The following is a 23,421-nucleotide window of genomic DNA, read 5'->3' as shown; positions in this document are numbered from 1 at the left end:
GGAGTAGGTGAAATTGACCTTCCGTCGTATGGTGCCCCGCGTTCATCCGGCTTCCTCGGGTCAGGGTGCACAGGGATGCGTGAGCCCCGCCGGTGTGGTGGCCGGCGGGGCTCACGTGCGCGCAGCCGGTATGCCGTGAAAACGGCCATTTGGATGATCGCAGCTACCATGCCCCTCGATCCGAACCGGGGAGGTATGCCGTGCCGTGGTACGACGCATTCCGGGGACGTGTGGCCCGGGAGCCCGCCCCGCTGCCGCAGTCTCCGCCCGAGTCGCTGACGGCCGCCGCTGCCTCACCGCCTGGGCCTGAGACCAAGTTCCTGCGCCGGACAGAGAAATGGCAGGAAGAGGTCTGGCAGTTCCACGACACCCTCGGCGAGTTCAATTTCGGCGTCGGGTGGCTGGCCAACATGCTGAGCAGGGTCCGCCTCCGGGCGGGCCGGCTGAAGCCGGGCTCTGACGAACCCGAGATCGTCACCAGCGGCACGGCCGCTGACCTCATGATGCTCTTCGGCGGAGGCGTCGCCGGCCAGTCGCAGATTCTGAGGCGGCTGACGGTGCAACTCTCCCTCCCCGGCGAGGGGTACCTGGTCGGGGAGCAGGACGGCAAGACTGAGCGCTGGCAGGTCCGGTCCGTGGACGAGGTCCGCGTGCAGTCCGGCAAGTACCAGGTGATGGACGAGGAGAGCGCGACCACCGGCCAGGACTGGCGCGACCTCGCCCCGGAGCACCACGTCGTCCGTGTCTGGCGGCCGCATGACCGGTTCTTCCACATGGCCGACTCCCCGGCCCGGTCCGCCCGGGAGATCATGCGGGAGCTGGAGCTGGTCAACCGGAAGATCACGGCAGAGTACCTGTCCCGGCTGGCCTCCGCCGGACTCCTGCTGCTCCCGGATGAGCTGAGCTTCCCAGTCAGGGAGGAGTTCGAGGAAGACCCCAACCCGCTGATGTCCGAGTGGATCGCCGTCGCGGCGACCGCCATTCAGAACCCCGGTACCGCGTCCGCCGTGGTGCCGATCCCGCTGGTCGGCCCGGCCGAGGCGATCGACAAGGTGAAGCACGTCGACTTCACGCTGAAGATCGACGAGAAGATCATCGCGAAGCGGGACAGCGCGATCAAGCGTCTGGCCACCAAGCTGGACATGCCTGCCGACGTGCTACTGGGCATGGGTGACGTGAACCACTGGTCCGCCTGGCAGTTGGAAGAAGGTGCTCTCAAGACCCACATAGCCCCCGTCGCGGAGCTGATCTGCGACGCACTGACGCGCGGCTACCTCCAGCCCCGGCTGGAGCTGTCCGGCGAGGACCCGGCCGCGTGGGTCGTCTGGTACGACATGAGCGAGCTGGCACTGAGCCCGGACCGCAGCGGCAACGCGACACTGGCCTACGACCGGCTGGAGCTGTCCGGCGAGGCGTACCGCCGGGAGCTGGGGTTCGACGAGGACGACGCACCGGACGACGAAGAGCTGCGGGTACAGTCCCTCAAGACCATCATCCGCACCCTGCCGACGGGCGCCGCGTCCGCCCTGGCGCAACTGCTCGGCGAGGACGTCCCGCAGATCGTCCCCGTCTCCCCGCAGGACCCCGGCACGGCCGAAGCCGTCCAGCAAGGCGACACCCCGCCGCCCGGAGGAGCGCAGCAGGCCCCGGCCGAGGACACCGGACGCGCGGCCACGCCGGGTGAGGAACCACCCCCGACGCAGGACGAGACCGGCCCGCCCGCGCGGGAGCAGCAGGCCACGGTGGAGCGGGCGCAGCTTCTCGTGCAGCAGGCCCGGACGCAGCACATGCTCCGCGTCGGAGCGGGCAACCGGTGGGACCTGCTGCACCCGCCTCTGTGCGGTGAGTACGAGTACTCGTGCCCGTTCACGCACGCGGTCGCCACGGCGGCCCCGTCCGTACGGCCCGGCTCGTCCGGGACGTACCTGTGCCACCTGGACACGTTCGGCCGGCTCGTCATCGACGGCCGCAGCCCCTACGCCGACACCACGGCCATGATCTCCACCTCGCTCGTACCGAGGGCGGTGAACGGCCATGCCCCCGCGCACTGACCACCAGCACCCGCCGGCGCTCACGGCCGCCGCCGACGGCTCGCACACGCAGGGCTGCATGGTCGCCCTCATGCCGACGGCCGAGGATGCCGAACGCCTCGCAATACCCGGCGGCGAGCCGGCCGAGGAGCTGCACTGCACGCTGTTCTTCCTTGGTGACGACAGCTCCGAGTGGACCGAGGGGCAGCGCGACGAGCTGGAGGGGATCCTGCGCCCGCTGGCGGAGCTGTACGGGCTCGGGCCCGTGCGGGCCAAGGCGTTCGGCGCCGCGCACTGGAACGGAGGTGGAGACTACCCCTGCTGGGTCTGGAACGTGGGCGACGCCGAACCCGGCGAGCACGTTCCACCGGACGGCCTGCTGCGGGTCCGGGCCTGCGTCACGGAAGCTCTGGAGTCCACGCACGGGCGTCCCGAGATGCCCCCGCAGCACAGCCCCTGGGCTGCGCACATCTGCGCCGCGTACAGCGACGACCCCGCCCTGCTGAAGGAACTGGAACAGCGGCTGGGCACGGTGACGTTCGACCGCATTCGGCTGTCCTTCGGCGACGAGGACCACGACATACCCCTGACCGGCGACGCGGTGACGGCCGCCGCCGGACCGCTGCGCCGGGAGCCGACCGAGCTGGAGGTGGCCTCGCGCGTCGACTTCGCCGGGGTGCACGCGGAGTGGGAGTCCGCGACAGCCGGGGCGCTGAAGGCCCTCAAGTCGGTCACGGCCGCGTGGCGCCTGGACGTGCGCGAGCAGATCACCCGGGACCTCGCCGACGACCGCCTGGAGTCGGTGCCTGAGCTGACCCTGGACAGCCGGGCTGCGACGTCCACTCTGCTGAATCTCATGGAGGAGTACGCGGTCAAAGCGGGCCGGGCGTGCCAGCGTGAGGCCGAACGGCAGGGCATCGCCGTCCCGGACTGGTCGCTGCCCGACGGCGACGAGGACGCGGTCACGGCCGCGCTCACCGGACGGCGGCTGCTGTCTTCCGTCGCGGAGTTGTCCAGCGACCTCATGTCGGGGGCGCTACTGACGGCCGCCAAGCGGAAGCTGTCCGGGTTGCTGCGCTCCAGCCGGCCGTCGGAGCAGGTGGCTGCTGAGGTCGACCGGGAGCTGGCCACGGTGGACGACACCTCAGTGCGGGCCGCCGTCGGACAGGCGATGACGGCCGCGCAGAACGCCGGACGTCACGCGGTGATGGAGGCCGCGCCGCCTGCATCCTCGTACACCGCCTCCGAGATTCTGGACCGCCGTACGTGCGACCCCTGCAAAGCGATCGACGGCCGCACGTTCACCACCCTGGACGCAGCCATGGCGGAGTACCCGGTCATGGGTTACCGGGACTGCACCGGCGCCCGCTACGGCAACGCGTGCCGGGGTTTCCTCATCGCCGTCTGGCAGGAAGTGCGGAGCCCGGCAACCACGGCGAGTGCCGACACCCAACCGGCCGCACAGGACGCGGCGGAAGGAGATCAGTCCATGACGACCGAAGCAGCGACCGAAGCGACCGAGGTTCTGAGTAAGGGTGAGCCGAACCCCGGTACGCCGAAGGACAAGCGGTTGAAGGAGAACAAACAGTCCGCCTCCGAGGAGAAGCAGTGCCCGCCCGGCATGGAGCTGGACAAGGCTTCCGGCGAGTGCGTGGAGGTCGGGGAGAAGGCGGTCGGGGGTGCGCAGACGCTGCGGGGCGAGCACGGCCCCGAGACCCTGGCGCACGGCGCGGCGGCCGACGCCGAGGAGGTGGCGGGGCCGCCGGTCAGCGAGATGGGCTCCGGCGACACCGCGCCGTGGCGTGGCCCGCTGACCGTGGAGGGTATCGAGACCGGCGACGGCCGGGAGTTCAAGCCGGAGGCGCTCACCTGGGCCGACCTGCCGCTCCCGCTGCGCTGGAACAAGGAAGACAGCCACGGCGGGGAGCCGCACACCGTAGCGGTGAACGTCGGCCGCATCGACCGGGTGTGGCGGGAAGACGGCGGCCTCATCATGGGTGAGGGCGTTCTGGACCTGTCCACCGAGGACGGCCGCACGGTCCACGGCAAGATCAAGGGTCAGTTCCTGCGCGGTGTGTCGGTGGATGTCGACTCCATCAAAGACGCCGACATGGAACTGGTGTGGCCTGCCGACCCGGACGCGGACGGTGAAGGCTCCCCGTTCGACATGCTGTTCGCGTCGCCGGAGAAAGTCGTGTTCAACAAGGGCCGTATCCGCGCGGCGACCCTGGTGGACATCCCCGCTTTCGCCGAGGCGTACATCGCCCTGCTGGACGAGGCCGGGGCCGTCGTCGCCGGCGGCGAACCGATCGGCGCGGTGCGTGAGACGAAGGTCCGTACGGCTCCGGCTCGGACGGTGGAGGCGCCGGTGCGCCCGCCGGCCAGCTGGTTCTCCAACCCGGGCCTGTCGGTGCCCACCGGGATCACGGTCACGCCGGAGGGCCGGGTGTACGGGCACGCCGCGTTGTGGGGCACCTGCCACATCGGGCAGGAGGGTGTGTGCGTCACCCCACCGCACGAGGAGGCACACCCGTACTTCATGACGGGCAACGTCTGGACGGAGGACGGCTCATCGGTAGGCGTCGGACAGATCACCGTCGGCACCGGACATGCGCCCCTGTCCTACGGCTACCGCGCGGCAGCCGACCACTACGACAACACCGGCGCCGCCGTGGCGGACGTCGCCGTCGGCAACGACGCTCACGGCATCTGGGTCGCGGGCTCCATCCGGCCCGGCACGCCCGAGTCGCGCATCCACGAGCTGCGCGCGGCCGGGCAGGTGTCCGGCGACTGGCGCCGCATCGGCGGGTCGCTGCGCCTGGTCGGCCTGCTCGCCGTGAACATCCCCGGCTTCCCGGTCCCGAAGCTGAAGACGCACCTGACGTCCGGCCAGCAGCTCGCCCTCGTCGCAGCGGGTATCCCGCAGCTCTCCGAGGGTCTGACCGAGGACGAGTTGGACCAGTGGGCATACCGCCGCGTCCTCGCCGCCCTGTCCCGCCAAGTCCACCGAGAGGAGTGATCCGTATGTGCGGCTGTAACCGACCGGCCCCGCCCCCGCCGCCTCCGCCGCCCCCGATCGGCGGCTGAGCAGCGACAACGGCCGAATCGTCAGAGTCTTTGTGACTTTTGGCGATTCGGCCGTTTGTATGTACCGTGCGCGCCGACTTGATCTCGGCCGCTCTCCCGGAGGTTGACGTGCCGGAACCCGAACTGTTCACCGCGCCCGACGACCTCTCACTCGTGGGAGAGTCGGAGCTGCGCGAGCTGGAGACGAACGCGGTCGCGGAGTTCGACCGCGTCGCCGGACTTCAGCAGATCCTCCCCGAACACATCAGCTACAGCGAACGTCTCACGCGTGACCTGGACCGCATCCGCGCGGAGCTGCGCGTGCGCGCGGTCCGCGCGGAGGAAGAGGCCGCCACCGCACAGCAGGAGGCGACCCGGCGCATGGCGCTGCTGCGTCAGTCCGTGCACGTCGGTGAGGGCGGCGAAGGCGGTGACGGAGGCGAGGGCGCCGCCCCCGTCACCGCCGGCGGCCGTGTCGACCTCGCGGCACTGACTGAGGCCACGGCCAAGGGTGTGGCCTCCATCCTCTTCGGCGACCAGGCCCCCGAGGCCGTGCAGCGCCGGGTGGCCTCCCTGTCGCAGGTACGCGAGCGTGCCCCGCAGGCCAAGGCACCGAATGCGCAGACCATGGCCGTCACCGCGAGCGTGGACATCCCCGGCGTGGGTGCCGGGCAGTCCCTGCCGACGCTGGAGGCCCTGAGCGAGGCGTTCCGCGCCAAGGCGAAGGCCGTGCCGACCACGCAGTACGGCGACCGGGGCGCCCCGCGCCACCTGGTCGCGTCGCTGCGCAACCAGTTCGAGCACACGGTGGACGACCGCACCTCTGCCTCCACGGTAGAGGAGCTGTGGCACTCGATGACGCAGCAGCGCGGCCAGGCCGACGCCCTGCTGGCCGGCGGTGGGTGGTGCGCCCCGTCGGAGGTCACCTACGACTTCTTCAACATCGCGGACACTCCGGTCGGCCTCATCGACCTGCCGACCGTCGGTGTCTCCCGGGGCGGCATCCGTTACCCGGTGTCCCCGTCCATCGGTGACGTGTTCTTCCAGAACGCGGGCTCCAACCCGGCTTCGGGCTTCGGCGGGTTCGCCTTCCCGTTCTCCAACGCGAGCGACCCGTGGCTGTGGACTGAGGCCGACGACATCGCCACCGTCACCGGCTCGGTGAACAAGCCGACCTTGCGCGTGCCGTGCCCGACGTTCGACGAGACGCGGCTGGAGGCGTACGGCGTCAGCCTCACCGCCGGTAACCTCACCGACGACGCGTACCCGGAGGCGACGCAGAACTTCATCCGGCTGCTGCGGGCGGCCTACGCGCACGTCATCAACGCCCGGCTGATCTCCCTCATGGTCGCCCGGTCCACCTCGGCCATCGCTCTTGGCGCGGCGAACAAGCCTGCCGCCCAGACGCTGCTCAACGGCGTGGAGCTGGCAGCGATCGACTACCGCGCGAAGTTCGCCATGCGCGAGGACGCGGTACTGGAGGTCGTCCTGCCGCGCTGGACGCTCGCGGTCATCCGGGCCGACCTCGCCTGGCGGACGAAGGTCGAGCGCGAGAGCGTGTCGGACGCGCAGATCACCGCGTGGTTCACGGACAGGTCGGTGCGCCCGCAGTTCGTCTCCGACTGGCAGGTGCGCGGCTCCGGCCAGTTCGGCCGCGTGGACACCAACATGACGGCCTGGCCGACCAGCGTCGACTTCATGATGTACGCCGCCGGCACCTTCCTGCACGGCAACGGCCTCCAGCTCGACCTCGGTGTGATCCGCGACAGCGCGCTGAACGCGGAGAACGACCACACCGCCCTGTGGGCGGAGGAGGCGCACCTGGTCGCCAGGGTCGGCCACGAGTCCCGCCTGTACCGGGCAACGCTCGCGGTCAACGGGTCGGGCAGCGCGGACCAGACTCTCGGGCACCAGCTCTGAGCCCTGACCGTACCGACAACGGAGGGAGCGCGACGTGGCCGGTATCCGGGGCATAGTCGACGGGCCGGACTTCGTCGCGCTCCCGAACGACTTGTGGGACGCGGCGCAGCATCCGGCCGCGCCGGGGCCGCACTGGCAGCAGGGAGTGACCTGGACCGACTGGTGCGGTGGGGCGCAGACGACGTACGCGGACGAGTGCATCGCCGTCACCGGCACGGACGGTTCCGTCCCCGCCGCACCGCCGATCGAGCCCACGGCCGAGGGTGTAGACCGTGGGGCGACCGCCTTCACAGTCTACGCCGCGTTCGACTGCTCGCTCATCGGTCTGCCGGACGTGGACCAGGCTGCCGAAGCTCTCGCGCGCAGTGAGGCGTTCCAGGTCAGCAGGGCGTTCTGGACCGGCCAAGCCGGCGGGCAGTCCACCGTGTGGCCGCACCTGGCCGCCGATGACCCGCTGGACGACCCACAAGGCATCCGGCTTCAGACGGCCGCAAACGCCGTGGTGGCGACGACGGACGACGCCGCCGTGGCGATCGGCCGTCTGGACGGTGCGCTCGCCGAGCAGTACGGCGGTGTCGGCGTGGTCCACGTTCCGGTGGCCGCGCTGGCCACGCTGAAGTCCCGGAGCCTGCTCCGTACGGACGACGCGGACGGGGTGCTGCGCACACCGGGCGGGCATCGCATCGTCGCGGCGGCCGGGTACACCGGGACAGGTCCCGACGGGTCGGCCGCTCCGGCCGGCTCGGCGTGGATCTACGCGACCGGCGCCCTGTTCGGCTACCGGTCGGACGTCGCCGTGCGCGACTTCCCCGGCACGTTCGACCGGTCCACCAACACCGTCCGCAAGCAGGCTTCCCGCACGTACCTGTTCGGCTGGGAGTGCGCGCACCTCGCAGCCTTGATGACTCTCGGCGTACCCACGTAAGGGGTGAACAGTGGTAGCAACCGTGGCTTCGGCCGCCACCGCGATCAAGGGCACGCACGCCCGGATCGTCCGCGTGGACGCCTGCGGCAACCCGGTCACCGGAACCGGTTCCCTGGTCGTGGTGACCAAGGGATTTGTTCAGGTTCAGATGGAACCGCAGTACGAGGACGGTGAGGAGTTCTTCGAAAGGACTGCTGACGGCACGCCGTGCGTGAACCAGAAGGACGATCCGGTTCTCAAGCGCATGCAGCTCACCATCGACTTCTGTGAGATCAATACGACAGGGGTCGCCTACCTCGCGAGCGCGCGGGAGCTGACCGTCAACGGCGCCGGCGTCACCGGCACGGGCTTCGCCTTCGCGGAGGGCTCGCCGTCGAACCGGTACAGCCTGGAGGTCTGGCAGCGCGTGGCCGGGTCCGGCTCGTGCGATCCGTCCGGAGCGCAGCGGTACATCTACAACGCGTGGCCCAACGTGGGCTCCACGCGTATCGGCTCGTACACGGTGGAGAACGGCCGCTCCACCATGCAGATCCAGTCCGAGACGCAGGCTGTATCCACGACACCGGTCATCGGGTGGGGCAACGGGCCCGGCTCCACGTCGTGGCTGCCGACCGGAGAGACCGCGCAGGCAGGCGAGCACTGGCTGTGGAACATCACCACTACGGCCCCGCCCGACCCGCAGGTCAACCCGCTGACCCTGTCGTGATCCTGACGGGCGAGCAGCACTGGGTCTGCCCCAACTGCCCCGCGACAGCGGTGACGGCTGGGGCAGACAACCGTTTCCACCCCTGCCCCGGGCTCGCCGGTCTGCTGGCCCCGATGGTCCTGGAAGGGGTGCGGGCGCGCGTCCGCGCGGTGCTGCGCGAGGACTACGTGAGCGGCGAGGACGTGCGCTACGACGGCGACGGCCGGCCGGTGACGTCCGTGGTGACCGAGCGGGACGACGGCCAGGACTGCGCCGTCTTCGCACCCACGGCGCGAGTGACGAGGGGCTGAGGACGATGGCGTGGACCGAGAGCAAGGCATTCCGGGCGTGGATCTCAGGCCCGATGATGCAGGCTGCCGGGACCGGCTACACCGGGTTGGACTCCGACACGGTCAAGGCCGCTCTGTTCGACAACAACGTCACGCCGGACCGGGACGCGGCGGTCGCCGAAACCGGGTACAACACGGGCACCTGGACGACCGCGCGCGAGATCACCGGCGGCACCAACTGGCCAGTGGGCGGCCGATCCCTTGCATCCAAGACGTTCACCAGCCCGGCCCCGGGCACGGTGATGTTCGACGCGGCGGACCTCTCCGCCGGCGGAACCGTCACGCTGACCGACGCCTACGGCTGCCTGGTCTATGACGACTCCATCACCGGCGGCACGAACGCGGTCGCCGACCAGGGCGTGGCCTACTTCTACTTCGGCGGGCCGCAGTCGGTCGTCTCCGGCTCGTTCACTGTCGTCTGGTCCAGCAACGGTCTCGTGCGGTTCGAGTCGTAGGAGACACAGTGCCCATTCCCGCAGGAGTCGAGACGGTCACCGTCACCGACGGGGGCGTTCCCTTCACCGGACCCGACGGAACCCCGCTGGAGGGATCCCTCACCGTGGCCGGGCCGGACCTCGCCACGGTCGCCGAGGACGACTACCTGTTCGGCGGGTCCGCGCGCCGGTGGGTGAGGGCCGGGCGGTTCGACCCGCTGCCCCTCGTGGCCACCGACGCGACCGGTATCGACCCCACCGGGTTCTCCTACACGATCGTCTTCACCCCAACGTACGGGACGGCCTGGACCCGGTACTTCACCCTGCCGAAGGCCTCACCGACTGTCGTCCTGGCGGACATCCTCATCCCCGACCCGGTGGCCGGCTCGCACGCCGTGCTCGCCGACGCGTCCACGCTGCTGGCCAAGGCGGCGAACCTGTCAGACGTCGCCGACCCCGCGAAGGCAAGGGACGGCCTCGGCCTCGTCGACATGACACCGGCCGACGCAGGTCTGATCACCTGGTCCTACCCGCCGTGGGCTGCCTCCTCGGCAGGCCCCGGGAACAGCGGGATCATCTACTTCATGCGGTGCAAGATCCCCGCCGCGCGGCCGGTTACAGGGGTTCGCCTCTACCAGACCGCCCCCGGGGCCTCACTGACCGCTGGGCAATGCCTCGTCGGCCTTTACGACTCCTCCGGCAACCGGGTCGCCATCAGCAGCGATCAGTCCACGACGTGGGCAAGTGGCAGCCAGGTCAACAAGGACTGCGCGTTCACCTCGCAGTACGCCGCGAGCCCCGGCTACTACTGGGCCGCGATGCTGTTCGTCGGCTCCGCCGGGCCCAGCTGGAGCAAGGGCCCACCGTCCGGCCTGATGAACGCGGGCTGGCCATCCCCACCGCTTCCAACGCTGGTCTCGACTGGCGGCCAGACGTCCATCCCCGCCACCGTCAATCTGACCAGCCTGTCCGGGACCGTGTCCGCCTTTTGGGCTGCTCTCTACTAGACCGGAGGTAACGATGGCGTTCGACTCCCGCCCCACCGCCGAAGACATCCGCCCGCCCATGGACATGACTGCCCCGTGCAAGCTGTGCGGCGCCCTCGTGCAGGGTATGGACGTCACCTGGGAGTGGTGGGACCAGCATCTCAACTTCCACCAGTGGGTGTGGGACCGAATCGCCGGGACCAGCACATGACCGACTACGGGCCGTGCGAGGACTGGCCGGTCTACTGGACGTGCGACGTGTCCACCTACTCGCCCGAGCTGACCGGGTACGCGGTGTCCGCCGCCACGCGGGTGCTGTGGGCGCTGTCCGGGCGCCGCTTCGGCCAGTGCGAGGTGACCTGGAGGCCCTGCGCGGAGGACTGCGCCGACCCGGGCGCCGTTCCGCTATGGGGCTGGGGGACTGGCTACTCGACGACGCCGTGGGACTTCTACCGCCTGCCGTACTGCGCCGGAGCCTGCCAGGGCGGATGCTCGTGCGCGTACCTCTCCACGATTCGCCTGCCCGACAACGTGAGTCGCGTCGTGGAGGTGAAGCTGGACGGCACGCCGATGGTGACCGGCTCCTACCGGCTGGACGGGCGGTCGCTGATACGTACGGACGGCTCCGCCTGGCCGCGCTGCAACAACCTCGCCTTGGACGACGACCAGCCGGGGACGTGGTCGGTGAAGGTGGTCGTCGGCGAGGAGGTCCCCGACTCCGGGCGTCTCGCGATGGGTGAACTGGCCTGCGAGATCGCCAAGGCCGGGACCGGCGCGGACTGCCGTCTGCCCCCGGGCGTGACGCAGCTCGTGCGTCAGGGCGTCACGATCCAGTACCCGGACATGGGCCAACTCCTCAAGGACGGCCGCACCGGGCTGTACCTGGTCGACCTGTTTCTTGCGTCGGAGAATCCAGACGGCCTGAGTCGGCGAGGCCGTGTCTACAACGTGGACCGTGTGCTCAGGAGGCAGATGTGATCACCGGGGCTTCGCGCTGGTACCTCGTGGGGAACAACTTGGTGGCCTCCGTACGGAACGGCCTGTCGTCGAAGCCGAAGCGCGCGAGCATGGTCCCCGGCGAGATCGTCTGGGACTCGTGCGACTGCGGCGGGATGCTCGCTGTCACCCTGTCCAGGCTGTACCTCTCGGAGAACTTCCCCGAGGAGTCCGAGACGGTCACCGGCGCCTGCCAGCCGCCGTACGAGGTGGGGCAGTTCACCGTGGCCGTGGTGCGCTGTGCTCCGCAGCCGGCGGGGGCCGAAGCGGCGCCCCCGGTGGACGAGCTGGACGCTGCGGCCGGCCTGCTGCTCCAGGACGCCACGGAGATGCTGGACGCCGTAACCGCCACGCTGTGTCGCCTCCGCAACGACGACCAGGTGCTGGACTACTTCGTCACCCCGGTGGAGCCGGTCGGGCCCGAGGGCGGCTGTGTGGGGGTCAACCTGACCGTGCGCGTGTGCCTGGTAAGGAGCTGACGTGCCTGCCGCGCGTATCGAGATCCGGGCCGACAAGGTCGGCGAGCTGCTGCTGTCCCCGGACTCACCGGTGATGAAGGAGCTGGTCCGCAAGGCCCGCCGCGTGCAGCGCAACGCCCGGCGCATGGCCCCGGGGAAGATGGGTCGTCAGGTGCGCGCCGTGGTGGTCGGGCGGCACGTCCGTGTGGAGTCCACCCACCCGGCGACCATGTACGTGATCAAGGGGACGAGGCCGCACCAGATCCGCCCGCGCACCCGGCAGGTGCTGAAGTTCACCACCAAGCGCGGCGTCGTGTTCGCCCGCGTGGTCAATCATCCTGGCAGTAAGCCGAACGACTTCCTGACCAAGGCCCTGCGGATGGGCTGACGCGGCTCCGGAACGATCATGGTGTGCTGTGGGCTTACCGTGCGCGCCATGACCGAGATGCGCGACTTCACGAAGAAGCGGAAGGACATTTCCTTCCGCGTGGACGACGACCTCTTCCACGCCGCGCGAGGCGTGCCGGCCGACGTGCTGCTGGACTTCGCCACGGAGTTCTCCAGCATGGACACCACGGCGACCGTGGACCAGCAGCTCCGGGCCTTCCGCTCGATGCTGGAGGTCGTTCTGCTGCCGGAGTCACTGGAGCGGTTCACCGCACGGATGCGTGACCGGGAGAACCCCATCGAGATCGACCAGGTGGAGGAGATCGTCACCTGGCTGATGGAGCAGTACGGGCTCCGCCCTACCGAACCGTCCTCGGCCTCGCCCTCTGGGCCCTCCGGCCCGGGACCTGGCACTACCTTGACGGCCAGTACGCCGGCCGAGGTATCGATCTCCGCAGCCTCCCCATCGATCGCTTCCTGAACCTCGTCTATTACGAGATGTGCCAGCGAGCGGAGCCGCGCGAGAACGAGCCGGAGGACGCCGCGCAGCAGCGGCTGGACTCCGAGTTGGAGGTGCGTCTGTGGCGCACCCCGGGGCAGGCCGCGCCCGAGCCGGTGGAGGTCGAGGAGGGCGCCCCGTGGTGGTGGCACGGCGAGGAGGACGCGAGCCAGCAGTTCCTCGCGGCACAAGGGGTGGTGTTGTAGATGCCCGTCGGAACCCTGATCGGGGCCGGGTTCGTCCGGATCGACGCCGACACGGCCCCCGCCATGAAGGCGGTCAAGGGACTAGGGCAGATCGGCGCGCACGCCTTGGCCTCGGCTTTCCTCCCGGTCCAAGCCGCTGTGGCTGCCGGCGCCGGTGCCATGGCGGCCTCTCTGGCCGCAGCCGGGGCGGCCGGCGGTGCCTTCGCGGCGGCCGTGAAACCGCAGTTCGCGAAGATCACCGAGGCCAGCGAGAAGTTGCAGGCGGCCGAGGACGCCAATGAGAAGGTGACCCTCGCCAAGGCGCACGCCCAGAAGCTGGCCAAGGACATGGGCGTCAAGTACGGCCAGCAAATCAAGATCACGAAAGACATGTCGGAGGGCGCCAAGGAGAAGGCGCAGGAGTACAACAAGGCTCTGGGCGAAGTCACGTCCGCTACCGACGTTGCACGCAAGTCTCAGGCCATCTACGACGAGAAAATGAAGGCCATGACCCCGGCCACCCGGGAGACGGCCAAGTCTTTCCAGGGTCTGAAGGACGACATCGACAAGTGGTCCGATTCCCTGTCCGGGACCACCATGCCGATCTTCACGGCCGGTATCGAGAAGATCCGGGACCTGCTGCCCAAGCTGACCCCGTTCGTGCGCATCGGTGCCCGGGAGATCAAGGAGTTCGCGTCCTCGTTCGGCGAGGGCCAGGCGGGCCGGGTCTTCAAGGAGTTCGGCGCCAACCTGCAAGGCAACGCCGGCAGCGCCCTCGGTAACTTCCTGACGTCCATCCGGAACGTGACGGTGGGTGTCGTCGGCATGATCAATGCCTTCATGCCGGTCCAGAGCCAGATGTCCGGCGGCATGGTCGAGCTGACGCAGCGGTTCGCCGACTTCGGCGCGAACCTCGGGGACAGCGAAGGGTTCGCCACGTTCCTGGAGCGGGCGCGCGGAGCCGTCCCGGCCATCAAGGAGTTCGCCGCAGCCCTCGGAGACATCGCGTCTGCCGCCGGTCCCTTGGGCGGCATGGGCCTGATGGTGCTCCAGCTCTTCTCACAGCTCGTCGCGGCCATCCCCACGCCGGTGCTCCGCCTGCTCGTCCCAGCGATCCTCGCCGTCAACGCGGCGATGAAGCTGTATGCCATCTACCAGGCCGCAGCGGCAGCTGCCACGTGGGCCTTCGGCACGTCTGTGGCCGCGAGCAACGGCGCCGTGGCCTCCAGCCGCGCAGCGCTGCTCTGGTTCCGGATCCAGCAGGCTGCCTACGCCGTGAGCACGGCCGCGTCCACCGCAGCCACGTGGGCCTTCACGGCTGCGTCCCGGGCCGCAGCGTTGGGGTTGCGGTTGTTCACGGGTGTGCTGCGTCTTGCCCGTGCGGCCGTGCTGCTGACAGCCGGCGCCATGCGCGCTCTCGCCGTGGCGATGCTGACCAACCCGGTCGGCTTGATCATCACGGCCCTGGTGGCCCTTGGTGCCGCCTTCTTCGTCGCCTGGAAAAAGAGCGAGACCTTCCGCAACGGGGTGAAGGCTGCCCTGAACTGGGTGAAGGACGTAGGTGTCGCGGTCGGGGGCTGGTTCGCGGGGCCGTTCGTCAGGTTCTTCACCGAGACGATCCCCGGCGCCTTCCGGTCGCTGCTCAACTGGGTGCAGACCAAGTGGAACGCCCTGGTCAGCCTGCTGACCGTACCGGTGGAGACGGCAGTGCGCTATGTCCTGGTGCGGTGGGATCTGCTGCGGGCCGGACTGGCGCTCGTCTGGGAGCTGATCAAGTCCAAAGTGCTTACGCCGATCAGCAATTTCTTCACCAAGACGATCCCCGGCTGGGCGGTCACGCTGGTCAGCCTGGTCGTGGGTCACTGGTACACCCTGCGCGACCGGCTCGTCACCGCCTACACGTCGATCAAGAACCGGATCTTCACGCCGATCAGCAACTTCTTCACCAAGACGATCCCCGGCTGGGCGGTCACGCTGGTCAGCCTGGTGATCACTCACTGGTACTCCCTGCGCGACAAACTCGCTGTCGTCTACGCGTCGATCAAAAGCAAGATCTTCACGCCGATCAGCAACTTCTTCACCAAGACGATCCCCGGCTGGGCGGTCACGCTGCGGACCAAAGTGGTCAACACGTGGGGGAGTCTGCGTAACGGCCTGTACGACGTCTACACGTCGATCAAGAACCGGGTCTTCACGCCGATCAGCAACTTCTTCACCAAGACGATCCCCGGCTGGGCGCGAACCCTGCGTGACAGGGTCAAAGGTTATTTCCGGGAGATGCGCGACGGCATCGGCACCATCTGGGCCGGGATCAAGAGCAAGACGAAAGCGCCGGTCAACTGGGTGCTGGATCGGGTGTGGAACCGGGGCCTGGTCAGCGTCTGGGGGAAGATCGCCGGATGGGTCGGGCTGCGGAACAGCCTGAAGAGCGTCAAGCTTCTGGCCTCCGGCGGCACCGTCGGCCGGGCGCAGCCCGGGATGTTCAACAAGCCGACGGCCATCGTCGGCGAGGGGAACCCCCGGTACCCCGAGTACGTCATCCCCACCGACCCCAAGTACGCCACGCGAGCGCGGGGCCTGTGGCAGGCGGCCGGTGCGCACTTCATGGCGGACGGCGGCATCCTCGGCTCCATCAAGGGCGCCATCGGGTCCGTGTTCGACACCGGGAAATCCCTGGGCAAGGCCGCCCTGGGGTTCCTGTCCAACCCGGTAGGCAAGGCGAAGGACTTGCTGATGGGTCCCTTGAGGAACATCACCCGGGCTATCGGCTCCAGCTCCTGGGCGCGCATGGTCGCCAGGCTGCCGCGCATGGCCGTGGACGGACTGATCAAGGCCGTGAAGTCCGTGGGGTCGGACCTGCTCGGGTTCGGCGGTGGAGGCGGCAACGTCGACATCGGCGGATCCGGCGTCAAGCGCTGGACAGGTGTCGTGCGCCAAGCCCTCGGGCTCGTCGGCCAGCCCGCCGCGTACACAGGTATCACCCTGCGCCGCATGAACCAGGAGTCCGGGGGCAACCCGCGCGCGGTCAACCTCTGGGACATCAACGCCAAGCGCGGTTACCCGTCGGTCGGCCTCATGCAGGTCATCCGGCCGACCTTCCAGGCGCACGCCGGAAGGTTCCGCCGGACGGGTCCGTTCATGTACGGCACATCGATCAACCCCCTTGCCAACGTGTACGCCTCGATGCGCTACGCACTCGCGGCGTACGGATCACTGCCCCGCGCCTACAACCGGCCCGGCGGCTACGCGCTCGGCACCGACGGCGCCTCGGCCGGCTGGCACTGGGTCGGTGAGATGGGCCCGGAGCTGCTGAAGCTGCCCGCCGGCGCGCGAGTGCGCAGCCACCGCGCCTCTGCCCGCCAGGCCGCGACTGCCCCCACCGTGGTGCACCTGACGGTGGAGAACCACGGAGTCATCGGCTCCCGGCAGCAGACGCTGGACTGGCTGGTCGGCTCCCTGGAGCAACTGGACCGCCGCAGCCGGCTGCCCCGCGCGATGGGAGGGCGAGCGTAGATGCCTGTCGCCTTCCGCTCCGTCGGGACCCGGCTCAAGGCCGACATGACCTACGCGGCGAACCCGCAGACCGTCACCATGCCTCCCGGCCACGCCGCCGGGGACCTGCTGCTGCTCTTCCTCGTCTACGACAACAACGTGGCCCCGACGTCCTCCCCGAGCGGCTGGACCCTGCTGGGCACGGCGAGCGCGGGGCAGTCGCTGCCCGGCGCCTCCGCCTCGCAGGTGCAGACGCGGGTCTACTACCGCGTGGCCACGGGGACGACGTCCAGCGCCTCGTTCTCCTTCTCCAAGCAGCCGTGGCCCACCGGCAGCCCGTACGTCCTGGCGTTCACGGCCGCGTACAGCGGCGTGGACCCGGCCGGGCCGATCGAGAAGTGGTCGGCCACCGGAACGGCGAACACGGCGGCGACGCAAGTGCACCCGCAGCTCACCACCGTGGCGAGCGGGGACTGGTTGCTGACCTTCCGCTCCGGCTCGGCCTGGCAGGCCCGGACCGTCACCGTATCCGGCGGGACGAACACCGAACGTGTGGACGACACCGACGGGTTCGGGGAGCTGTTCGCCGCGCTGTACGACTCGGGGGCCTCCCTCTCTGCGGGCGCGCAGACGCAGCGCTCGACGACGTCCGCCGGTGGGGACGCCATCTGCCAGGGCGGCTCGACGATGTGGTCCCTGGCGCTCAAGCCGGTCACGGCCGCAGCCGCCACCGTCGCCCTGCCCGGCACGGCGACCGTGTCCGCCACAGCCCACAGCCCCACCGTGCAGACCGCGCCGGGCGGGTGGGACCTGTGCGCGGAGGAGGGCCTGCCCGTCTACAAGGTGGGCGTCGACTGGAACGGGGACGGCACCCCCGAGGGTGTGGAGGAACTGGGCGACACCTGGGCCACGGACTCCTTCAACCGCACGGTGACGGACGGTTGGGGTACGGCCGACACCGGGCAGAGCTGGACGTCCTTCTACGGGGTCCCGTCGGACTTCTCGGTCTCCTCCGGGGTCGGCCGTCACGTGCTCTCCACCAGCAACACCGACCGCTACACCGTGTTGTCGCCTTACGTGGAAGACGTGGACCTGGCCGTCGACTTCTCCATGGACCAGCGGCCGGCCAACAATCATCACTTTGTGTTCCTGTTCGCCCGCCTGACCTCGGAGAGCTACTACTACACCAGGTTGCAGATCCCCCAGGACGGGAGCCTGAGCAGCCTCAGCGTGCGCAAGTACGCGTCCTACGAGGGGGAGACCGCGCTGGCCGTCTCCTTCCCGCTCGCACTGTCCCCGGCGACCTGGTACCGGCTGCGCTTCAGGCTGACCGGCCAGACGCTGCGCGCCAAGGTCTGGGACCCCGCCGGGCCGGAACCCGGCTGGCAGGTCAACGCCACGGTGACCACCGGTCTGCCGCTCACCGAGCCCGGACCGGTCGGCGTGCGCACGAACACGTCGTCCACGGTCGTGCCCGCGACGATCTCGTTCCGCAACTTCCAGGCGTCCGATCCGGCGGACCCCGAGGAGGTGACCGAGGACATCATCTCGGACATCTCCGTCAGCTACGGCAGGGACCAGGAACGGCAGCTCAACCCGGCGGCCGTCGGCTCCGCCTCGTTCACACTGGACAACTCCGACCGGAAGTACAGCCCCGAGAACGAGGCCAGCCCGCTGTACGGCGACCTGGACCCGGCGCGGCTGATGCGCGCATCCGTCGACTTCAACGGCCAGACGCACGACCTGTTCAACGGCCGCATCGACGACTACAACGTGCACGCCGACTACGGCGACCGCACGGCGGAGTTCACGTTCCTTGATGCCCTGAACGACCTGTCCGGCATCAAGCTGAGCACGGGCGTGTATGCCAGTCTGCACACCGGTGAGCTGATCAACGCCGTGCTGGACCTGGTCGGCTGGACTGGCGGCCGGGACATCGATGTAGGCGCCTCCGTGGTGCCGTACTGGTGGGCAGAGGGCACCGACGCCCTGAGCGCCATCAACGAGCTGGTGAAGTCCGAGGGCCCGCCTGCGGTCGCCTACGTCGCCCCGGACAACACGTTCGTATTCCGGGACCGGCACCACCGGCTGATGCGCACGCAGTCACGGGAGGTGCGGGCGACCTTCACCGGCGGCCGGCTGGGGGACTGCACGGCCGGATCTCCACCGGCGACGGGTTACAGCTTCACCAAGCCGTTCACCTACTCCCACGGCTGGCGGGACGTCGTCAACTCGGTCACGTTCGATGTGGACGTGCGGGCGCCGTCAGCGGTGCTGGAAGCGGTATGGACCGACGAGTCCACCTACCACCTGGCCGCCGGGCAGTCGGTGGAGATCGAGGTCACCTCCTCCGACCCGTTCGTGGACGCGGTCACGCCCCGGAGCGGCACGGACATCGCGTTCACCGCTCCCGGAGGGGCTTCGGTGTGGACGTTGCTCAGCCGGACGTCGGGGGCCTCGGCCACGCTGACGCTGCGCGCGGTGGGTGGCCCGGTGACGGTCACACGGGTGCAGCTCCGGGCGCGTCCGCTGACGGTGCAGCGCACGGTGAAGGTGTCGCTGACCGACCCGGGCTCGGTCACCCGTCACGGCGAGCGGTCCTACCCGGACAGCGCCCCGTGGGCGAGCCCGGCGGACGCCGAGGCCATCGCGAACATGATCCTGCTGCACTATGCGCGCCGACGGCCCACGGTGCAGCTCCGGGTGGTCAGTTCGGACCCGGCGCATTTCATGCAGGTGCTCCAGCGCACCGTCAGCGACTGCATCCGCATCGTCAACGAGGAGATGGGCCTGGACGGCGACTTCTTCGTGGAGCGGGTCACGCACACGGTTCAGCGCACCGGCAGGCCGGGCCGGGCGCCGGTGCACTCGGTGGTGCTCGGGTGTGAGGCGGACCTGGTGGCGCCGGACAACGTGTTCCGGTTCGACCAGCGCGGCGCGGGGTTCGACCAGGGCGTGTTCGACCTGACCGTGGCCGACACCCCCGGCGAGGTGTTCGTGTTCGACGATCCGGTCCAGGGTCAGTTCGACCGTGGCCGGCTGGGGACGTGAGGGGATGGCGATGGAGGTACCGCGCGAGCGGACACCGGTGGCACGGGCGTATGTCTACAGCGGGGAGTGGGTGGCCGACTGCCCACGGCCCGGGGCGGAGCCGGGAAGGCCGGGCTGCGGCAACGTGGAGTTCCTGTACCGGCCCTCCCGCATGGGCGGGCCGAGGGACCGGGCGCTGGACTTCTACATGTGCTCGCACTGCGGGATGCAGGCGCCCATCGTCTGGCCGGACAACCAGCACGAACTCCTCGCGGTGCTCACCCGGCGGCCGGTGCCCGGGACCCGCAACTGGTACCCGGCGGACCATCCGGTAGCGGTCCGTTTCGGCCTGCCTCACGGGCAGAGCGTCCGGGATCTTGAGGACGAGAACGAGGCCCACGGTGTGCGTTGACGATCACGCGAAAACGTTAGGCGCAATAACTGTTAAGGGTGAAAACCCGCAGGTCGGGCGCAGACTCACAGACGTGTACCGCCTGTACCCTCTTCTCCCCATGACTGAAAAATTGGCCTCGTATAAGCGTTATACGGAGCAGAGGGTACAGGCGGTACAGCCCCCAAAACTCCCGGTCGGCCGGGCTCCGGAGGTGGCTTGATCAATGGCCTGGACAGCACCCATGACCGCAGTCGCTGGGGCGACCTTCACGGCGGCACAGTTCAACCAGTTCGTGAGAGACAACCTGAACGAGACCGCGCCCGCGAAGGCAACCGCCGCGAGCCAGCTTTTCGTTTCCACCGGCCCGAACGCGATCACCACCCGCGTTCCCACGCAGGCCTCGGTCTCCACCACGCAGTCCACGACGTCGTCCAGCTTCGTGGACCTGACCACCGTCGGCCCCCGGGTCACCGTCGACACCGGCAACATCGCGTTCGTGTGGTTCGCGGCCAGCCACGCGCACAACGCCGACAACAACGAGACCGCGTGCTCCGTGGCCGTCTCCGGCGCCTCCACCGTCGCCGCGTCCAACGCCTGGCAGCACAGCGTGGACGGCATCACCGCCGGCAACTTCGTACGCGGCGGCAGCTTCCACATCTTCACCGGCCTCAACGCCGGCAGTAACACGTTCACCATGAAGTACCGGGTCGGCGCGTCCGGTACCGCCTCGTTCCGGGACCGCGAAATCGCGGTCCTGCCGCTGTAGGGGAGGAGCAGGCCGTGGCCTGGACAGCACCCATGACCGCAGTCGCCGGCTCCGTCTTCACGGCGGCGCAGTTCAACCAGTTCGTGAGAGACAACCTCGCCGAGACCGCCCCCGCCAAAGCGGTCACGCCCGGCGGGTACTTCGTCACCACGGCGACGAACCAAATCGCTGAGCGCAACGGCGTGGTGGCCACGAACCTCACCGCCGACGTCACCACGTCCACGTCCTACACCGACCTGGACGCCACGAGCGGCCCGTCCCTCACCGTGACCACCGGAAACTGCGCCCTGGTCGTCATCTCGACGTCCATCCACAACACCGGCACGTCCAGCTCCCGCTGCTCGTACGAGATCAGCGGCGCGTCCTCCATCGCCCCGGCGGACAACCGGGGCGTAGGCACCTACGGCGTGGCCAACAACGGTGTGGTGTGCAGCAACACCGTGTTCCACAACGACCTGACCGCAGGGTCCAACACGTTCACGATGAAGTACCGCGTCGCCGGCGGAACCGGCAACTACCAGTCCCGGCGCATCAGCGTGCTGCCGTTCTAGGAGGAGCCGTGCCCGCTGGATACGTCGCCGTCCGGGTGCACTACGAATACGACACCGGCACCTGGTACGCCTCGGGGCTGTCAACGGAGTCCCGGGCCAGACCGCTGCGGGCCACCAGCCGCACGGCGGCCCAGACCGAGACAGAGGCCGCGCTCACGTCCCTGGGCCTCAGCCTCACAGGCGCCTGGAGCGACCTCGGGGACGACGAGACGGGCAGCCGCGCGGTGTTCGCACGGGCCGGGTCCAGCCAGGCCGTGAAATCGGTTCTCGGTCTGTTCTGGACCACGCACAAGGAGCTGCTGGCCAAGCTGGGTGTGAGCGTCCCGGCCCTCCCCGCCGCGCAGCGGGCCATCCTCTTCAGCCAGGACGTGATGCTCGTCGGCCTGGTGCGCGCCCTGGTGGACAAGGGCGAGCTGACGGACGACGACATCGCCGCCGCGTGCAGCGCCGTCCAGGCCGCCGACTTCTCCTGGCTGACGGGGCTGTAGCCGTGGACGGATTCACCGCGTTCCTCACCCCGACGCTGGGCGCCGGCGGAATCGTCCTGCTCGTCGTGCTCATGGTGCTGCGCGGGGCGCTGGTGCCACGCAGCACCGTGGACATGATGCGCGAGCAGGCCAACCAGCAGGTGCAGCTCTGGCAGACCCTCGCCGAGGGCCGCCAGGAACTCATCGAGATCCAGCAGGCGCAGCTCGACATGCTGATGGGTACCGCCCAGACCACCGAGCGCGTGCTGCACGCGGTCTCCGAAGCCGCCCGCGACAACCGAGGAGGCGGCCGTGCCCTGGCGCAAGCGCCCGAAGAGTGAGCCGGATCCCGGACGGTCCAGCGACGAGGTCCAGGCCGTCCGCGAAGCCCTCCAGTCCCTTGAACAGGACATCGCCCGGGCGCAAGCCCGTACGGCGGTGATTTCGGAGATTTCACGTACTCTGCGGCGGTTGGGTGAACGGAATCACTTCGCCCCGATGATCAAGGACGCGCTTGGGGGCAAATTCCGATGACGACAGGGGAGACGGTGAACCTCGCGGGCAGTGTGATCGCTCTCGTCGGGTGCCTGTCCTTCGTCCTCGTCTACACCCTGCTCGCCCGGTGGTGGCGGACCCTCGTCGGCCGGCTGCTCGTCATCAAGGCCCTGGCTATCGCGGCGTTCATGGCCATCTCCATAGGCGTCACCGTGTTCCGCGCGGACGTGGAGGTGCTGCGCATCGTGCGCGGCATCCTCGCCGCCCTGTTCGGGGCGCTGATGTTGTACCAGGCGTGGCTCGTGGGCCACACGCAGATCGAGGGGGCCCGCCGTGGCATCACCGATGAGTCCTGACACGTACATACGCATCCTCCGCGAGGAGGGCGTGAGGGTTTCCGAATACCCGGGATGGCGCACCCGGGAGCGGGATGACGAGACCGGCCTGGCCTTCGGCCCGGTGCGGATGATCCTCAACCACCACACCGCCGGGCGGAACTCCCGCGACGTCGTCGCTCGGGACGGCGTGCCCGGCCTGCCGCCGCCGCTCGCGCACATCCACCTGGCCAAGGACGGTACGGCCACGATGTGCTCGGCCGGCCGCGCGAACCACGCCGGGCCGATGGCCATCAACGCCTACCAGTCTTTCCGCGACGAGGCCTCCGTCCACCCGGCGCCGTCCCGGGCCTCGGGCACCATCGACGGCAACGACGTCAGCTACGGCATCGAGACGGAGAACCTGGGCGATGGCGAGGACGTCTACCCGCGCGCCCAGTACGACGCGTGGGTGCGCACCAACGCGGCCATCTGCCGTCACTACGGCTGGTCGGCCGAGTCGGTCGCCTGCCACAAGGAGACGAGCGTGGAGGGCAAACCGGACCCGCGCGGCCCGGTGGCGGGCTACGGCAGCCGGGGCCGGTTCGAGTTCACGCCGAAGCAGTTTCGTGCGGACGTCGCCGAACGGCTGCGCCACGACCGCACCTGGAGCCCAGGAGAGGAAGAGGACATGGCACTGACGAATACGGAGATCGGCAAGATAGCCGACGCGGTGGTGGCGAAGCTGCTCGCCGGGGGCGGGGTGCTGGAGGGCAGCGACGTCCGGAAGATCTTCACCACGGACGACGTCCTCACCGCCCCGTCGGATGCGGCCGACTACGCGACGAACAAGCACTGGACGTTCGCCACGCACGTGCAGTCCACCACCACGGCGGTGCGGGAGATCCGGGCGCAGGCCCGCTCCAACGGCGAGCAGCTCACCGCGCTGAAGCGGGCCGTGGACGCCATCAAGGCGAAGGTGGGGGCGTAG

General features: G+C 69.4%; 24 protein-coding genes. All 24 read left to right on the top strand.

The features are described from left to right. Positions 1-200 precede the first annotated feature (200 nt). The 24 genes from IE97_RS39480 to IE97_RS39455 all read left to right on the top strand — a co-directional run bounded on the left by IE97_RS39480 (position 201) and on the right by IE97_RS39455 (position 23,421). Positions 201-2,051, top strand: a complete 1,851-nt coding sequence (locus IE97_RS39480; protein ID WP_051705195.1) for a proline-rich domain-containing protein — start codon at positions 201-203, stop codon at positions 2,049-2,051. Beyond that, complete coding sequence (locus IE97_RS39475) at positions 2,035-5,049, top strand: hypothetical protein (protein WP_051705194.1); 3,015 nt, start codon at positions 2,035-2,037, stop codon at positions 5,047-5,049. Before IE97_RS39480 ends, IE97_RS39475 begins: the two co-directional genes overlap by 17 nt. 176 nt (positions 5,050-5,225) lie before the next feature. Further along, positions 5,226-7,016: a major capsid protein gene (locus tag IE97_RS39470; protein WP_030248098.1), complete on the top strand. Its 1,791-nt coding sequence runs from the start codon at positions 5,226-5,228 to the stop codon at positions 7,014-7,016. A 34-nt stretch (positions 7,017-7,050) separates the two neighbouring features. Further along, the gene (locus IE97_RS39465) at positions 7,051-7,941 is read left to right on the top strand and encodes a hypothetical protein (protein ID WP_030248095.1); all 891 of its coding nucleotides are present in this window, start codon (positions 7,051-7,053) and stop codon (positions 7,939-7,941) included. Positions 7,942-7,963: 22 nt separating this feature from the next. Beyond that, entirely contained in the window at positions 7,964-8,647 is a 684-nt protein-coding gene (locus tag IE97_RS0131705; protein WP_030248092.1) for a hypothetical protein, read from the top strand. Further along, positions 8,644-8,937 carry a hypothetical protein gene (locus IE97_RS0131700; RefSeq protein WP_030248089.1) on the top strand — a complete coding sequence of 98 codons (294 nt, stop codon included), beginning with the start codon at positions 8,644-8,646 and terminating at the stop codon, positions 8,935-8,937. Before IE97_RS0131705 ends, IE97_RS0131700 begins: the two co-directional genes overlap by 4 nt. A 5-nt stretch (positions 8,938-8,942) precedes the next feature. Beyond that, positions 8,943-9,431: a hypothetical protein gene (locus IE97_RS0131695; RefSeq protein WP_030248086.1), complete on the top strand. Its 489-nt coding sequence runs from the start codon at positions 8,943-8,945 to the stop codon at positions 9,429-9,431. 8 nt (positions 9,432-9,439) lie between these two features. Beyond that, positions 9,440-10,417, top strand: coding sequence for a hypothetical protein (locus tag IE97_RS0131690; RefSeq protein WP_030248083.1), 978 nt, complete (start codon positions 9,440-9,442; stop codon positions 10,415-10,417). 13 nt (positions 10,418-10,430) lie between these two features. After that, positions 10,431-10,607, top strand: coding sequence for a hypothetical protein (locus IE97_RS42295; protein ID WP_158708363.1), 177 nt, complete (start codon positions 10,431-10,433; stop codon positions 10,605-10,607). Beyond that, positions 10,604-11,374, top strand: a complete 771-nt coding sequence (locus tag IE97_RS0131680) for a hypothetical protein (protein ID WP_030248081.1) — start codon at positions 10,604-10,606, stop codon at positions 11,372-11,374. Before IE97_RS42295 ends, IE97_RS0131680 begins: the two co-directional genes overlap by 4 nt. Further along, the gene (locus IE97_RS39460; protein ID WP_051705193.1) at positions 11,371-11,871 is read left to right on the top strand and encodes a hypothetical protein; all 501 of its coding nucleotides are present in this window, start codon (positions 11,371-11,373) and stop codon (positions 11,869-11,871) included. Before IE97_RS0131680 ends, IE97_RS39460 begins: the two co-directional genes overlap by 4 nt. A gap of 1 nt (position 11,872) precedes the next feature. Further along, a complete protein-coding gene (locus tag IE97_RS0131670) occupies positions 11,873-12,238 on the top strand; it encodes a hypothetical protein (protein WP_030248075.1) in 366 nt (121 codons plus the stop codon). Positions 12,239-12,286: 48 nt separating this feature from the next. Continuing rightward, positions 12,287-12,718, top strand: coding sequence for a hypothetical protein (locus IE97_RS0131665; RefSeq protein WP_030248072.1), 432 nt, complete (start codon positions 12,287-12,289; stop codon positions 12,716-12,718). A gap of 17 nt (positions 12,719-12,735) precedes the next feature. Continuing rightward, positions 12,736-12,942 (top strand): hypothetical protein, encoded by a 207-nt coding sequence (locus tag IE97_RS42290; protein WP_030248069.1) that lies wholly within the window; start codon positions 12,736-12,738, stop codon positions 12,940-12,942. Beyond that, entirely contained in the window at positions 12,943-16,434 is a 3,492-nt protein-coding gene (locus IE97_RS0131655; RefSeq protein ID WP_030248066.1) for a transglycosylase SLT domain-containing protein, read from the top strand. Beyond that, a complete protein-coding gene (locus tag IE97_RS0131650) occupies positions 16,435-19,464 on the top strand; it encodes a hypothetical protein (protein WP_030248063.1) in 3,030 nt (1,009 codons plus the stop codon). 10 nt (positions 19,465-19,474) lie between these two features. After that, complete coding sequence (locus IE97_RS0131645) at positions 19,475-19,855, top strand: hypothetical protein (protein ID WP_158708362.1); 381 nt, start codon at positions 19,475-19,477, stop codon at positions 19,853-19,855. A 223-nt stretch (positions 19,856-20,078) separates the two neighbouring features. Then, positions 20,079-20,603 carry a hypothetical protein gene (locus IE97_RS0131640; protein WP_030248057.1) on the top strand — a complete coding sequence of 175 codons (525 nt, stop codon included), beginning with the start codon at positions 20,079-20,081 and terminating at the stop codon, positions 20,601-20,603. A gap of 14 nt (positions 20,604-20,617) precedes the next feature. Beyond that, positions 20,618-21,154 carry a hypothetical protein gene (locus IE97_RS0131635; RefSeq protein WP_158708361.1) on the top strand — a complete coding sequence of 179 codons (537 nt, stop codon included), beginning with the start codon at positions 20,618-20,620 and terminating at the stop codon, positions 21,152-21,154. Between the two features lie 8 nt (positions 21,155-21,162). Continuing rightward, the gene (locus tag IE97_RS0131630) at positions 21,163-21,642 is read left to right on the top strand and encodes a hypothetical protein (RefSeq protein ID WP_030248052.1); all 480 of its coding nucleotides are present in this window, start codon (positions 21,163-21,165) and stop codon (positions 21,640-21,642) included. A gap of 2 nt (positions 21,643-21,644) precedes the next feature. After that, positions 21,645-21,962 carry a hypothetical protein gene (locus IE97_RS0131625; protein ID WP_030248049.1) on the top strand — a complete coding sequence of 106 codons (318 nt, stop codon included), beginning with the start codon at positions 21,645-21,647 and terminating at the stop codon, positions 21,960-21,962. Next, a complete protein-coding gene (locus tag IE97_RS42285) occupies positions 21,934-22,155 on the top strand; it encodes a DUF7620 family protein (RefSeq protein WP_158708360.1) in 222 nt (73 codons plus the stop codon). Before IE97_RS0131625 ends, IE97_RS42285 begins: the two co-directional genes overlap by 29 nt. Continuing rightward, entirely contained in the window at positions 22,152-22,472 is a 321-nt protein-coding gene (locus IE97_RS0131620; protein WP_030248044.1) for a hypothetical protein, read from the top strand. Before IE97_RS42285 ends, IE97_RS0131620 begins: the two co-directional genes overlap by 4 nt. A gap of 31 nt (positions 22,473-22,503) precedes the next feature. Further along, on the top strand, positions 22,504-23,421 hold the full coding sequence (locus IE97_RS39455; protein ID WP_051705192.1) for an N-acetylmuramoyl-L-alanine amidase: 918 nt from the start codon (positions 22,504-22,506) through the stop codon (positions 23,419-23,421).

This window comes from Streptomyces sp. NRRL S-455 (assembly GCF_000717875.1).
In the GTDB taxonomy this organism is placed as follows: domain Bacteria; phylum Actinomycetota; class Actinomycetes; order Streptomycetales; family Streptomycetaceae; genus Streptomyces.
The sequence above is the reverse complement of the archived record's forward strand: the minus strand, read 5'-3'. Positions and strand labels throughout refer to the sequence as shown.

Excerpts from the sequence above, each read along its gene's own strand:
- IE97_RS0131640 (WP_030248057.1), top strand. The coding sequence starts at position 20,079 with ATGACCGCAGTCGCTGGGGCGACCTTCACGGCGGCACAGTTCAACCAG.
- IE97_RS0131695 (WP_030248086.1), top strand. The coding sequence starts at position 8,943 with ATGGCGTGGACCGAGAGCAAGGCATTCCGGGCGTGGATCTCAGGCCCG.
- IE97_RS0131620 (WP_030248044.1), top strand. The coding sequence starts at position 22,152 with ATGACGACAGGGGAGACGGTGAACCTCGCGGGCAGTGTGATCGCTCTC.
- IE97_RS0131645 (WP_158708362.1), top strand. The coding sequence starts at position 19,475 with ATGGAGGTACCGCGCGAGCGGACACCGGTGGCACGGGCGTATGTCTAC.
- IE97_RS42290 (WP_030248069.1), top strand. The coding sequence starts at position 12,736 with ATGTGCCAGCGAGCGGAGCCGCGCGAGAACGAGCCGGAGGACGCCGCG.
- IE97_RS0131665 (WP_030248072.1), top strand. The coding sequence starts at position 12,287 with ATGACCGAGATGCGCGACTTCACGAAGAAGCGGAAGGACATTTCCTTC.
- IE97_RS0131655 (WP_030248066.1), top strand. The coding sequence starts at position 12,943 with ATGCCCGTCGGAACCCTGATCGGGGCCGGGTTCGTCCGGATCGACGCC.
- IE97_RS0131680 (WP_030248081.1), top strand. The coding sequence starts at position 10,604 with ATGACCGACTACGGGCCGTGCGAGGACTGGCCGGTCTACTGGACGTGC.
- IE97_RS39475 (WP_051705194.1), top strand. The coding sequence starts at position 2,035 with ATGCCCCCGCGCACTGACCACCAGCACCCGCCGGCGCTCACGGCCGCC.
- IE97_RS0131650 (WP_030248063.1), top strand. The coding sequence starts at position 16,435 with ATGCCTGTCGCCTTCCGCTCCGTCGGGACCCGGCTCAAGGCCGACATG.
- IE97_RS42295 (WP_158708363.1), top strand. The coding sequence starts at position 10,431 with ATGGCGTTCGACTCCCGCCCCACCGCCGAAGACATCCGCCCGCCCATG.